We start from the raw sequence: 13,363 nt of genomic DNA on the forward strand, positions 1-13,363 counted from the left end.
AGGGCTACCGTCCCCAGTTCTACTTCCGCACCACGGACGTGACGGGCACGGTGAAGCTGCCGGACAACGTGGAAATGGTGATGCCGGGCGACAACATCGCCATCGAGGTGGAGCTCATCACCCCGGTCGCCATGGAGAAGGAGCTCCGGTTCGCCGTCCGCGAGGGTGGCCGTACGGTGGGCGCCGGCGTCGTGGCCGAGATCATCGAGTAACTTGCCTGGGCGGCCTTCGGGTTGCCGGGCTCAACATTCCCGATTCCGAGGGGAGGGCTCCTTCGTGGTAGCCTTCCCCTCTCGTATCTGGTGAGGTAGGTCATGCCGAAGGGCAATCGTTCCATCATTTCGCTCGAGTGCACTGTGTGCAAAGAGCGGAACTACACGACCACGAAGAACAAGCGGAAGAGCCAGGACAAGCTCGAGCTGAGCAAGTTCTGCCCTCGGTGCCGCAAGCATCAAGACCACAAGGAAGGTAAGGTCTAGGTCGGTAGTTCCAGGGAAGGTTCTAGGCCAGTAGCTCCAACGGTAGAGCAGCGGTCTCCAAATCCGCGTGTTGGGGGTTCGAATCCCTCCTGGCCTGCCAACTCTCAGTGGGAGCGGGGCCCCCGGTACCTGGAGGTACCGGGGGTTCCTGTGTTTTCGCAGTCCCACGTTTTCGCATCCTTAGTACCCCCGTGAGGCACCATGGCGACGGCATCAGAGGCCAGCCAGCAGGCTAACCGCTCGGCGATGGACCCGAAGCGGCTCGTGGTCATCTTCTATCTCCTCGCCGGCATCATCCTGGCCCTCTTCCTGGAGCGCGTCTTCGGGTTGTTGTGGGCGCGGTTTGGCTGGGGCGACCCCATCCTCGTCGAAGGCATGGACTGGAAGGTGTCCACGCTGATTGGCTACCTGCTGGCCGTGGGGATTGCCGTCGGCGCCTACTTCCACCCACGCACCCACGCGCTCTCCATCGACGTGGCGTCCGAGCTGATGAAGGTCACCTGGCCGACCTGGTCGGAGACCCGGACGTCGACCATGGCCGTGGTCGTCGCCTCGCTCGTCGCCGCGGTGCTCCTCTCCTTCATCGACACCGTCGCGTACAAGTTGATGGTGGAGTGGCTGCCCGCATTGTGGGGGACGCTGTAATGGCGATGAAATGGTACGTGGTCCACACCTACTCGAACTTCGAGAACCAGGCGAAGAAGAGCCTGGAGGAGAAGGTGCGCCTCGAGGGGCTCCAGGACCAGTTCGGCGAAATCCTGATTCCGATGGAGCAGGTCGTCGAGATGGTGAAGGGCGAGAAGAAGACGTCTCGCCGCAAGTTCTTCCCCGGCTACATCTTCGTGCAGATGGAGCTGAACGACCGGACGCTCCACCTGGTGAAGAACACGCCGAAGATCACCGGCTTCCCCGGCACCGCGCAGAACCAGAATCCGCTGCCCATCTCCGACCAGGAGGTGGCCCGGCTCACGTCGCAGATCTCCGAGGGCACGCTCAAGCCGAAGCCCAAGGTGCAGTTCGACGAGGGTGACACGGTGCGCGTCATCGACGGCCCGTTCGCCAACTTCAACGGCACCGTGGAGGAGGTCAACGCGGAGAAGGGCCGGGTGAAGGTGCTCGTGAGCATCTTCGGTCGCGCCACCCCCGTGGAGCTGGACTTCATGCAGGTGGAGAAGACCACCGGCTAGCTCAGGTGTTGCTCGCGGCGTGTCCTTTCAGTAGGACACGCCGCGCTCGTATTCCGCGCCTGTGAAGGCGCGGACCCATGGGTGGGAGGGCCTCCCCGTCTGGCGGCCCGTTGGAACCACCCCCTCGAAAGGCAGTCGTCAGCCGATGAAGAAGGTCACAGGACAGGTCAAGCTGCAGATTCCCGCCGGCAAGGCGAACCCCGCTCCGCCGATCGGCCCCGCGCTCGGTCAGCAGGGCGTGAACATCATGGAGTTCTGCAAGCAGTTCAACGCGAAGACGCAGGCCGAGGCCAAGGAGGGACTGATCATCCCGGTGATCATCACCGTGTATCAGGACCGCTCCTTCACCTTCATCCTGAAGACGCCTCCCGCGGCCATCCTCATCAAGAAGGCGGCGGGCCTGCACACCGAGAAGAAGAAGGGCTCGGGCGCGAAGAAGCCGGGCAAGGAGAAGGTGGGGCAGATCACCCGGGCGCAGCTCGAGGAGATCGCCAAGAAGAAGATCCAGGACACCACCGCCGCGTCGCTCGAAGCCTGCATGAACACCATTGCCGGCACCGCGCGCTCCATGGGTATTGAAGTCGTCGGCTAGGCCGCCGCCCACCCCCTTCACGACAAGGATTTCTGTCATGGCTCAGAATGGGAAGAAGTTCCGTGCGGCCGCCGCGATGGTGGACCGTGAGAAGCGCTATCCGATCTCCGAGGGCTTCGCGCTCCTGAAGAAGACCGTGGACGCGCGTGCCTCCAAGTACGACCAGACGGTGGATGTCGCCATCAACCTGGGCGTGGACCCGAAGCACGCGGACCAGATGGTCCGTGGCGCCGTGGTGCTCCCGCACGGCACCGGCGCCACCGTGCGCGTGGCCGTGTTCGCCAAGGGCGAGCGCGCGACGGAGGCCGGCAACGCTGGCGCGGACATCGTCGGCGCCGAGGACCTCCAGAAGCGCATCGAGGAGGGCTTCCTCGACTTCGACACCGTCATCGCCACCCCGGACATGATGGGTGTCGTCGGTCGCCTCGGTAAGGTGCTCGGCCCCCGTGGCCTCATGCCCAACCCGAAGGTGGGCACCGTCACCATGGACGTCGCCAAGGCCGTTCGCGACGCCAAGGGCGGTAAGGTCGACTTCCGCGCCGAGAAGGCCGGTATCGTCCACGCGAAGATGGGCAAGTCCTCCTTCGCGCAGGATAAGCTCGAGGCCAACTTCAACGCGCTGGTGGACCTGGTGATGAAGCTCAAGCCGGCCACCGCCAAGGGCGTCTACCTGAAGGGTATCGCCATCTCCACGACGATGGGGCCGGGCATCAAGCTCGACACCACGGAAATCCTGGCGCGCCACCGCTAGGCGCCCTGGAGGGCAGGGAAGGGTCACGCCCCTGAAGGGGCTGTCAGGCCCTTTCCTTGCCTGACGTCACAGGTTCGAAAGTTCTGGATCTTTGCTGAAGCCGGGGGTATAGGCCCCCGGCTTTTGCAATTGGAGCGCCACGTCGCGAGACGCGGCATTCCGACCTGGTTCATGACAGCAGGGACCCAGGGAAGAGACGACGTGTCCCGTTGGGAACCGGGCAACCGGTCGGGCTGTTCTCTCTACCCGGGGTTCAAACGACCGTAAGGTCAGCCCTGCCGAGACTGAGGGTGCGGTGTGGTGCCTCTCGGAGGCCCCTCTCGCTCTGCCACTTTGGCCCAGGCATCACGCCCGTCCTGAAAGGGCGGGCCAGTAAGGAGGTGAGTCAAAGTGCTGAAGAGCGAGAAGGAAGAGATGATCAAGGAGCTCCACGAGAAGTTCTCGCGGACCAAGTCGGCCGTCGTCGCCGAGTTCTCCAAGGTGGACGTGGAGACGGTGACGAAGCTCCGCAAGAAGTTCCGCGAGGGCGGCGTCGAGTACAAGGTCATCAAGAACACGCTGGCGCGCCGTGCGGCGCAGGGCACGTCCGTGTCGGTCATCGCCGATGACTTCACGGGCCCCGTGGCCCTGTGCATCAGCTACGGCGATGTGGTTGCCCCGGCGAAGATCCTGACCGAGTTCACGAAGGACCTCGAGGACAAGATCAAGATCCGCGTCGCCGTCGTCGAAGGCCGCAAGGTCGACGTCAACGGCGTGAAGGCCCTGGCGAAGCTGCCGGGTCTGCCGGAGCTGCGCGCCCAGCTGCTGGGCATGCTGAACCAGCCTGCAGGCAAGCTGGTCCGGACCATCGCGGCCCCCGGTTCCCAGCTCGCGCGGGTCATGCAGGCCCACGCGGACAAGGCTCAGGGTTAGTTTCCCTCATCCATCCGAGAAGTATTTCTACCCAAACCTCAACGGCCGTACCTCTCCTACGGGGGAGCAGGCCGTTAGTCGAAACCAGAAGGACACAGTTCAATGGCTGACCTGAATGCGATCGTTGACCAGCTCTCCTCGCTGACCGTCATGGAGGCGGCGGAGCTGGTGAAGCAGCTCGAGTCCAAGTGGGGCGTCTCCGCCGCCGCTGTTGCCGTGGCCGCCGGCCCGGCCGCCGCTGCCGCCGCTCCCGCCGAGGAGAAGACGGAGTTCACGGTGGTGCTGGCCAACGCCGGCGCCAACAAGATCAACGTCATCAAGGAGATCCGCGCCATCACCGGCCTGGGCCTGAAGGAGGCCAAGGACCTGGTCGAGGGCGCGCCCAAGACGGTCAAGGAAGGCGTCAACAAGGACGACGCCAAGAAGATCAAGGACCAGCTCACCGCGGCTGGCGCGACCGTCGAAGTCAAGTAACGCTTACAGGGGCTGCCCGGTTTTCCGGGAATTTTCAGGCAGCCTCCTGACCGGATGAGCAGGCCGGCGCTCCCAGCAAGGGGGTGCCGGCTTTGCCCATTTGACAGTTACAAATTTCCCGGCGCCGCCGCGCGTTACTGATGTTTGCCCGCCCGAGCAGTCGTCCCCGGAGCCAGAATGCCGACGCAGATCCAGAACAATTTCCGCGTGCGGAAGACCTTCGCGAAGATCGCGAAGATCATCGACATTCCCAATCTTATCAACATCCAGAAGCAGTCCTACGAGAAGTTCCTCCAGGCGGACATCGCGCCGGAGAAGCGTGAGGACATCGGACTTCAGGGTGTCTTCAAGTCCGTCTTTCCGATCCGCGACTTCAACGAGACCTCCTCGCTGGAGTTCGTCAGCTATCACCTGGAGAAGCCGAAGTACGACGTCGATGAATGCCACCAGCGTGGCATGACCTATTCGGCGCCCATCAAGGTCGTCGTCCGCCTGGTCGTGTGGGACAAGGACGAGGAGACTGGCGCCCAGTCCATCCGTGACGTGAAGGAGCAGGAGGTCTACTTCGGGGAAATCCCGTTGATGACCCAGAACGGCACCTTCATCATCAACGGTACCGAGCGTGTGGTGGTGAGCCAGCTGCACCGCAGCCCGGGTGCCTTCTTCGACCACGACAAGGGCAAGAGCCACTCGTCTGGCAAGCTGCTCTACAACGCCCGCATCATCCCCTACCGCGGTTCGTGGATCGACTTCGAGTTCGACCACAAGGACCTGCTGTACGTGCGCATCGACCGGCGCCGCAAGCTGCCGGCCACCGTGCTCATCCGCGCCCTGGGCGCCGTCAGCGACACCGCGAAGAAGAACCCGCTGGAGTTCAAGGGCTCCACCGAGGAGATCCTCAACTACTACTACGCCACGGAGACCATCTACCTCCAGAGCGCGCAGGACTTCGAGAAGAGCGTCGAGCTCGAGCTGCTCCCCGGTCAGCGCGCCACGCGCGACATCAAGACGAAGACGGGCGAGCTCATCGTCAAGAAGAACCGCAAGTTCACCCGCGCCGCCATCAAGAAGCTCGAAGCGGCGAAGATGAAGACGCTCCCCATCGACGCGGACGAGCTCTTCACCAAGGTGTCCGCCTACGACGTGGTGGACGAGAACACCGGCGAGGTCATCCTCGAGTGCAATGAGGAAGTCTCGCAGGACAAGGTCGACGAGCTCCTCAAGCGCAACATCAAGGAGTTCAAGGTCCTCTTCATCGACAACCTCAACGTGGGTCCGTACCTGCGTGAGACGTTGATGCTGGACAAGCTCGAGACGCCCGAGCAGTCCATCATGGAGATCTACCGCCGCCTGCGCCCTGGCGATCCGCCGACGCCCGAAACGGCCATCAACCTGTTCACCAACCTGTTCTTCAACCCCGAGCGCTACGACCTCTCCAAGGTCGGCCGCCTCAAGCTGAACTTCAAGTTCGGCCTCGAGGAGCCGCTCGACGGGCAGATCCTGACCAAGCGGGACATCCTCGAGGTGATCCGCTACCTGATCGACCTGAAGAACGGCAAGGGGACCATCGACGACATCGACCACCTGGGCAACCGCCGCGTCCGCGCGGTGGGCGAGCTGCTGGAGAACCAGTACCGCATCGGCCTGGTGCGCATGGAGCGGGCGATCAAGGAGCGCATGAGCCTCCAGGAGATCGAGACGCTCATGCCGCACGACCTCATCAACGCCAAGCCCGTCACGGCGGTCATCAAGGAGTTCTTCGGGTCCAGCCAGCTGTCGCAGTTCATGGACCAGACGAACCCCCTGTCCGAGGTGACGCACAAGCGTCGTCTGTCCGCCCTCGGGCCCGGCGGCCTCACCCGCGAGCGCGCGGGCTTCGAGGTGCGCGACGTGCACCCGACGCACTACGGCCGCATCTGCCCCATCGAGACGCCGGAAGGCCCGAACATCGGCCTCATCGCGTCGCTGTCCACCTACGCTCGCGTCAACGAGTTCGGCTTCGTCGAGACGCCGTACCGCAAGGTGGAAGCCGGCATCGTGACGACGGACGTGGCCTTCTACTCCGCGCTCGAGGAGGAGAAGCACACCATCGCCCAGGCGAACGCCGAGACGGACAAGAAGGGCAAGTTCGCCAACGCGCTGGTGTCCAGCCGCCGCGGTGGTGAGTTCGTCCAGGCTCGCGCCGAGGACGTGGACCTGATGGACGTGTCCCCGAACCAGCTGGTGTCGGTGGCCGCGTCGCTCATCCCGTTCCTGGAGAACGACGACGCGAACCGCGCGCTCATGGGCTCCAACATGCAGCGCCAGGCGGTGCCCCTGCTGCGCACCGCGGCCCCGCTGGTGGGCACGGGCATCGAGGCCATCGTCGCGCGCGACTCAGGCGTGACGTGCGTGGCGCGCCGCGACGGTGTCGTGGAGAGCGTGGACGCCGGCCGCATCGTGGTGAAGGCGGACGTGCCGGCCTCGCTGAGCGACGTGACGAGCGAGGTCGACATCTACAACCTGCTCAAGTACCAGCGCTCCAACCAGAACACCTGCCTCAACCAGAAGCCCATCGTCAGCAAGGGCGACCGGGTGCGCAAGGGTGACGTCATCGCCGACGGCCCGGCCACCGAGACGGGTGAGCTGGCGCTGGGGCAGAACGTGGTCGTCGCGTTCATGCCGTGGCAGGGCTACAACTTCGAGGACTCCATCCTCATCAGCGAGCGCATCCTCAAGGACGACGTCTTCACGTCGATCCACATCGAGGAGTTCGAGTGCATCGCGCGCGACACCAAGCTGGGCAAGGAGGAGATCACCCGCGACATCCCGAACGTGGGTGAGGAGGCCCTCAAGGACCTCGACGAGAGCGGCATCATCCGCATCGGCGCCGAGGTGAAGCCCGGCGACGTGCTGGTGGGCAAGATCACCCCGAAGGGCGAGACGCAGCTGTCCCCCGAAGAGAAGCTGCTGCGCGCCATCTTCGGTGAGAAGGCCGGCGACGTGCGCGACAGCTCCCTGCGCGTGCCTCCGGGCGTGGTGGGCACCGTCATCAACGCCAAGGTGTTCAGCCGCAAGGGCGTGGAGAAGGACGAGCGCGCCAAGCAGATCGAGTCGATGGAGGAGGCGAAGCTCCTCAAGGACCAGAACGACGAGATCAAGGTCCTCCAGGACAGCGCCTTCGGCCGCATCCGCGCGCTGGTGCGCGGCAAGGAGGTCCAGGGCAAGCTCGTGGACGACAAGGGGAAGATCCTCCTGAAGAAGGGGGACATCCTCAACGACGAGCTGCTCACCACGGTGCCCTACAAGTACTGGGGCGAGATCTCCGTGGGCGACCCGCTCGACTCCCGCCTGCGTGACATCCTCCGCAACCTGGAGGAGACGAAGGAGGCCGTGAAGCTGGCCTTCGGCGAGAAGATTGCCCGCATCAAGAAGGGCGACGAGCTGCCGCCGGGCGTCATCAAGATGGTGAAGGTGTACGTCGCCATCAAGCGCAAGCTGGCCGTGGGCGACAAGATGGCCGGCCGCCACGGAAACAAGGGCGTCGTGTCCCGCATCCTCCCCGAGGAGGACATGCCGTACCTCGAGGACGGGCGTCCGGTGGACATCGTCCTCAACCCGCTCGGCGTTCCCAGCCGCATGAACATCGGGCAGATCCTCGAGACGCACCTGGGCTGGGCGGCCAAGGGCACCGGTGAGGCGCTCCAGCAGTACGTGGAGGCCAACTGGAGCTCCGCGGCCATCAAGGAGCGGCTCAAGGTCATCTACGACGACCCGAAGTTCGGCGAGTTCCTCGACTCCCTCAGCGACGAGGAGATCGTCCAGCTGTGCCGCCGCTCCAAGCGCGGCATCCACGTGGCCACGCCGGTGTTCGACGGCGCCCACGAGCTGGAGATCCACAAGCTGCTGGACGAGGGCCACCTGCCGCGCACGGGCCAGATGGTGCTCTTCGACGGGCGCACCGGTGAGCCGTTCGACCAGAACGTCACCGTGGGCGTCATGTACATCCTGAAGCTGCACCACCTGGTGGACGAGAAGATCCACGCCCGGTCGATTGGACCCTACTCGCTCGTCACGCAGCAGCCCCTGGGCGGCAAGGCCCAGTTCGGCGGCCAGCGCCTGGGAGAGATGGAAGTCTGGGCGATGGAGGCCTACGGCGCGGCGTACACGCTGCAGGAGTTCCTCACCGTCAAGTCCGACGACGTGGTGGGCCGCACGCGCATGTACGAGGCCATCGTCAAGGGCGACAACGTCCTCGAGAGCGGCCTGCCCGAGTCGTTCAACGTGCTCCTCAAGGAGCTCCAGTCTCTCGCGCTCGACGTGGAGCTGCTGGAGCATGCCCCCCCGGAGCGGCAGCGCAGCTTCGGCGGCGACTTCCTCGGCGGCGGTGACGGCGAGGAGCGCGGCAGCAAGACGGGGACCGAGGCCTGATTTAGCCGGAGCGCCCGCCTGACCGGCCGCCCGCCTCCCCGAAGAGGGGAGGGCGCGGCCGGGTCGGGGCGGGGGCCCGAATCAGCTGGCAGCCCCCATGGGGGGCCGCCCCACGAGATTTCGGAGGCAACGTGAAGGACATTTTCAACTTCTTCGAGAAGCCCAAGGACCCGCTGTCGTTCAACGCCATCCGCATCGCGCTGGCGTCGCCCGACAAGATCCGCCAGTGGTCCCATGGCGAGGTGAAGAAGCCCGAGACGATCAACTACCGCACGTTCAAGCCCGAGCGTGACGGCCTCTTCTGCGCCCGCATCTTCGGGCCGGTGAAGGACTACGAGTGCAACTGCGGCAAGTACAAGCGCATGAAGCACCGTGGCGTGGTGTGCGAGAAGTGCGGCGTGGAGGTCATCCAGTCCAAGGTGCGCCGTGAGCGCCTGGGCCACATCACCCTGGCCACGCCCGTGGCCCACATCTGGTTCCTCAAGTCGCTGCCGAGCCGCATCGGCAACCTGCTCGACATCACCCTGAAGGAGCTGGAGAAGGTCCTCTACTGCGAGAGCTACATCGTCCTCGACCCGAAGGCGACGCCCCTGCAGAAGGGCGAGCTCATCAGCGAGGAGAAGATGCACCGGCTCTTCCAGGAGCACGGTGAGGACTCCTTCACCACGGGCATGGGCGGCGAGGCCGTCCGCGAGATGCTCAAGTCGCTGGACGTGGAGAAGCTCTCCGAGGAGCTCCGCAAGGACATGCGGGAGACCTCCAGCGAGGCGAAGCGGAAGAAGTACGCCAAGCGCCTGAAGGTGGCCGAGGCGTTCCGCGTCTCCGGCAACAAGCCCGAGTGGATGATGCTGGACGTGATTCCGGTGATTCCGCCGGACCTGCGCCCGCTCGTTCCCCTCGACGGCGGCCGCTTCGCGACCTCCGACCTGAACGACCTGTACCGCCGCGTCATCAACCGCAACAACCGCCTCAAGCGCCTCCAGGAGCTCAACGCTCCGGACATCATCATCCGCAACGAGAAGCGGATGCTGCAGGAGGCCGTGGACGCGCTGTTCGACAACGGCCGCCGCGGGAAGACCATCACCGGCCCCAACAAGCGGCCGCTGAAGTCGCTGTCGGACATGCTCAAGGGCAAGCAGGGCCGGTTCCGCCAGAACCTGCTCGGCAAGCGCGTGGACTACTCGGGCCGCTCCGTCATCGTGGTGGGCCCCGAGCTGCGCCTGCACCAGTGCGGCCTGCCGAAGATCATGGCCCTCGAGCTGTTCAAGCCGTTCATCTACAACAAGCTCGAAGAGAAGGGCTACGTCACCACCATCAAGTCCGCGAAGAAGATGGTGGAGAAGGAGCGTCCCGAGGTCTGGGACATCCTCGAGGACGTCATCCGCGAGCACCCGGTGCTCCTCAACCGCGCGCCCACGCTGCACCGCCTGGGCATGCAGGCCTTCGAGCCCGTCCTGATTGAGGGCAAGGCCATCCAGCTGCACCCGCTGGTGTGCGCCGCCTTCAACGCGGACTTCGACGGCGACCAGATGGCCGTGCACGTGCCGCTCTCCATCGAGGCTCAGATGGAGGCCCGCGTGCTGATGATGTCCACCAACAACATCCTCAGCCCCGCGAACGGCAAGCCCATCATCGTCCCGACGCAGGACATGGTGCTCGGCATCTACTACATGACCCGCGCCCGTGAGTTCGCCAACGGCGAGGGCCGCATCTTCGCGTCCCCGGACGAGGTGCGTGCCGCGTACGACCACGGCGAGGTGCACCTCCAGGCCAAGGTCGTCTGCCGCATCGACGGCAAGCGCAAGGAGACCACCGTCGGCCGCGTCCTCCTGTGGGAAGTGGTGCCGCGCCGCGTGGGCTTCGACGCCATCAACAAGGTGCTCGACAAGAAGTCGCTCGGCGGCCTCATCGACCTCTGCTACCGCCTCACCGGCGAGAAGGAGACGGTGCTGCTGGCCGACCGCATCCGCAGCCTCGGCTACTACAACGCCACCCGCGCAGGCATCTCCATCGCGCTCAAGGACATGATCATCCCTGCGAAGAAGCAGGAGTTCCTGGACTACGCGCGCAATGAAGTGTCGGAGATCGAGAACCAGTACCTCGAGGGCCTCATCACCGACGGTGAGCGCTACAACAAGGTCATCGATATCTGGGCCGAGGTGACGGAGAAGGTCGCCCAGGAGATGATGCAGCAGATCTCCGGCGAGGAGACGACGGGCGAGCGCGACGGCAAGAAGGAGACGCGCAAGCAGCCGTCCTTCAACCCCATCTACATCATGGCCGACTCGGGCGCGCGTGGTAGCGCCCAGCAGATCCGCCAGCTGGCGGGTATGCGCGGCCTGATGGCGAAGCCGTCCGGCGAAATCATCGAGACGCCCATCACGGCCAACTTCCGTGAAGGCCTCTCCGTGCTCCAGTACTTCATCTCCACGCACGGCGCCCGCAAGGGCCTGGCGGACACGGCGCTCAAGACGGCCAACTCCGGCTACCTCACCCGCCGTCTCGTCGACGTGGCGCAGGACGCCATCATCAACGAGTACGACTGCGGCACCATGGACGGCCTGTTCATCGGCGCCCTGGTGGAGGGCGGCGAGATCATCGAGCCGCTCGGCGAGCGCATCCTGGGCCGCGTGGCCCTGGACGACATCCTCGACCCCGTGACGGGCGAGGTGCTGGTGCGCGCCAACGAGGAGATCGACGAGGAGCGCGTCCGCCGCATCGAGAACAGCGGCCTGGACAAGGTGAAGATCCGCTCGGTGCTCACGTGCCAGGCCAAGCGCGGCATCTGCGTGGAGTGCTACGGCCGTGACCTGGCCCGCGGCCGCAAGGTGTCCGTGGGTGAGGCGGTCGGCGTCATCGCGGCGCAGTCCATCGGCGAGCCGGGTACCCAGCTCACGATGCGCACCTTCCACATCGGTGGTGCGGCGACGCGGCGCGCGGAGCAGTCCAGCCTGGAGAACCGCTACACGGGTACCGTGAAGTTCGCGGCCCTCAGCACCGTGCAGAAGATGGACGGCACGCTGGTGGCCATGAACCGCAACGGCGAGCTCGTCGTGGTGGACGACTCGGGCCGCGAGCGCGAGCGCTACCAGGTCATCTACGGCGCCCGCATCCTCGTGAAGGAAGGGCAGCGCATCGAAGCGGGCACGCTCCTGGCAGAGTGGGACCCGTTCGCCATTCCGCTGCTCACCGAGGTCGGTGGTGTCGTCCGGTACGAGGACATCATCGAAGGCGTGACGATGTCCGAGACGCTCGACGAGGTCACCGGCCTGTCCCGGAAGACCATCATCGAGTCCAAGGACCCGGAGGCGCGCCCGCGCGTCACCATCCGCGACGCCAACGGCAACGTGAAGGACCTGCCCAGCTCCCGCAACCCGGCGAGCTACTTCCTGCCGCAGGGCTCCATCATCACCGTCAACGACAGCGATGAAATCCACCCGGGCGAAGTCATCGCCAAGGTGCCGCGCGAGACGACGAAGACCAAGGACATCACGGGCGGTCTGCCCCGCGTGGCCGAGCTCTTCGAGGCGCGCAAGCCGAAGGACGCGGCGGCGATTGCCGAAATCGACGGCGTGGTGTCGTTCGGCAAGGACACCAAGGGCAAGCGCAAGCTCATCATCACCCCCGAGGTGAATGGCGAGCAGCGCACCGACCTGGCCAAGGAGTACCTCATCTCCAAGGGCAAGAACATCAGCGTCCACTCCGGCGACCGCGTGAAGGCCGGCGAGGCGATGATGGACGGCGCGGCCAACCCGCACGACATCCTCAAGGTGCTCGGAGAGAAGGAGCTGGCGCGCTACCTGGTGGACGAAGTGCAGGAGGTCTACCGACTCCAGGGCGTGAAGATCAACGACAAGCACATCGAGACGATCGTCCGGCAGATGCTGCGCCGCGTGCGCGTCACCGACGTGGGCGACACCAACTTCCTCGTCGACGAGCAGGTCGAGAAGTGGGTGTTCGAGGAGGAGAACGAGAAGGTCATGGCCGAGGGCAAGCGCCCCGCCGTCGGTGAGCCGCTGCTGCTCGGCATCACCAAGGCCTCGCTCTCCACCGAGTCGTTCATCTCGGCGTCCTCCTTCCAGGAGACCACCAAGGTGCTCACCGAGGCCGCCATCAACGGCAAGGTGGACTACCTGCGCGGCCTCAAGGAGAACGTCATCATGGGCCGGCTCATCCCCGCCGGCACGGGCCTGCCGAACTACAAGCACCTCGACATCGAGGTGGAGAGCCCGACCGACGAGGTCAACGAGATGGAGGCCGCACTCGCCGCCACGCACGGCGACGGCCCCCTGTCGCCGCCGCCCTCCCGCCCGGAGGGCACCCAGACGACCGGCGCGGCCTGAAGCCCGCCCGGCCGCCTCTGAGGGCGTCCCGCTGAACTCCCGCCGCCGCTCCGGTTTCCATACCGGGGCGGCGGTTTTCTTTTTGTCCGAGCTTTCTCGTTTTCTTCGCGAGTTGACTTGACGGCTATGGCGCGCTGCGTTAAGTCAGGGCGCAGAGCTGATTGACGCAGTTGGCTACCGCCCGGTTCGACCGGGAAAACAAAGGGGAGGACGGT

10 protein-coding genes and 1 tRNA gene are annotated in these 13,363 nt (G+C 65.2%); all 11 read left to right on the plus strand.

The window, feature by feature from the left end:
* Positions 1–212 (plus strand): EF-Tu C-terminal domain-related protein (locus G4D86_RS29215; protein WP_476705407.1); only part of this gene is annotated, 212 nt, incomplete at its 5' end.
* Positions 213–314: 102 nt separating this feature from the next.
* A complete protein-coding gene (rpmG, locus tag G4D86_RS29220) occupies positions 315–479 on the plus strand; it encodes a 50S ribosomal protein L33 (protein WP_011553120.1) in 165 nt (54 codons plus the stop codon).
* A gap of 24 nt (positions 480–503) precedes the next feature.
* Positions 504–579 (plus strand) — tRNA-Trp (locus tag G4D86_RS29225).
* A gap of 101 nt (positions 580–680) precedes the next feature.
* Positions 681–1,124 (plus strand): preprotein translocase subunit SecE, encoded by a 444-nt coding sequence (gene secE / locus G4D86_RS29230; protein ID WP_163997352.1) that lies wholly within the window; start codon positions 681–683, stop codon positions 1,122–1,124.
* Entirely contained in the window at positions 1,124–1,666 is a 543-nt protein-coding gene (gene nusG / locus G4D86_RS29235) for a transcription termination/antitermination protein NusG (protein ID WP_163997353.1), read from the plus strand. The genes secE and nusG overlap by 1 nt, the downstream gene beginning before the upstream one ends.
* 145 nt (positions 1,667–1,811) lie before the next feature.
* Positions 1,812–2,258 carry a 50S ribosomal protein L11 gene (gene rplK / locus G4D86_RS29240; protein ID WP_163997354.1) on the plus strand — a complete coding sequence of 149 codons (447 nt, stop codon included), beginning with the start codon at positions 1,812–1,814 and terminating at the stop codon, positions 2,256–2,258.
* A gap of 37 nt (positions 2,259–2,295) precedes the next feature.
* Positions 2,296–3,009 carry a 50S ribosomal protein L1 gene (gene rplA / locus G4D86_RS29245; RefSeq protein ID WP_163997355.1) on the plus strand — a complete coding sequence of 238 codons (714 nt, stop codon included), beginning with the start codon at positions 2,296–2,298 and terminating at the stop codon, positions 3,007–3,009.
* A gap of 390 nt (positions 3,010–3,399) precedes the next feature.
* Positions 3,400–3,921 (plus strand): 50S ribosomal protein L10, encoded by a 522-nt coding sequence (gene rplJ, locus G4D86_RS29250; RefSeq protein ID WP_163997356.1) that lies wholly within the window; start codon positions 3,400–3,402, stop codon positions 3,919–3,921.
* Positions 3,922–4,023: 102 nt separating this feature from the next.
* Positions 4,024–4,395 (plus strand): 50S ribosomal protein L7/L12, encoded by a 372-nt coding sequence (gene rplL / locus G4D86_RS29255; protein ID WP_163997357.1) that lies wholly within the window; start codon positions 4,024–4,026, stop codon positions 4,393–4,395.
* Between the two features lie 177 nt (positions 4,396–4,572).
* Entirely contained in the window at positions 4,573–8,805 is a 4,233-nt protein-coding gene (gene rpoB / locus G4D86_RS29260; protein ID WP_163997358.1) for a DNA-directed RNA polymerase subunit beta, read from the plus strand.
* A gap of 131 nt (positions 8,806–8,936) precedes the next feature.
* Positions 8,937–13,148, plus strand: a complete 4,212-nt coding sequence (gene rpoC / locus G4D86_RS29265) for a DNA-directed RNA polymerase subunit beta' (protein WP_163997359.1) — start codon at positions 8,937–8,939, stop codon at positions 13,146–13,148.
* Positions 13,149–13,363 lie beyond the last annotated feature (215 nt).

Source organism: Pyxidicoccus caerfyrddinensis (assembly GCF_010894405.1).
Taxonomy (GTDB): domain Bacteria; phylum Myxococcota; class Myxococcia; order Myxococcales; family Myxococcaceae; genus Myxococcus; species Myxococcus caerfyrddinensis.

Bases quoted from the DNA above. Each gene is read 5' to 3' on its own strand.
- rpoB (WP_163997358.1), top strand. From the start codon at position 4,573: ATGCCGACGCAGATCCAGAACAATTTCCGCGTGCGGAAGACCTTCGCG.
- secE (WP_163997352.1), top strand. From the start codon at position 681: ATGGCGACGGCATCAGAGGCCAGCCAGCAGGCTAACCGCTCGGCGATG.
- rplK (WP_163997354.1), top strand. From the start codon at position 1,812: ATGAAGAAGGTCACAGGACAGGTCAAGCTGCAGATTCCCGCCGGCAAG.
- rplA (WP_163997355.1), top strand. From the start codon at position 2,296: ATGGCTCAGAATGGGAAGAAGTTCCGTGCGGCCGCCGCGATGGTGGAC.
- rplL (WP_163997357.1), top strand. From the start codon at position 4,024: ATGGCTGACCTGAATGCGATCGTTGACCAGCTCTCCTCGCTGACCGTC.
- nusG (WP_163997353.1), top strand. From the start codon at position 1,124: ATGGCGATGAAATGGTACGTGGTCCACACCTACTCGAACTTCGAGAAC.
- rpmG (WP_011553120.1), top strand. From the start codon at position 315: ATGCCGAAGGGCAATCGTTCCATCATTTCGCTCGAGTGCACTGTGTGC.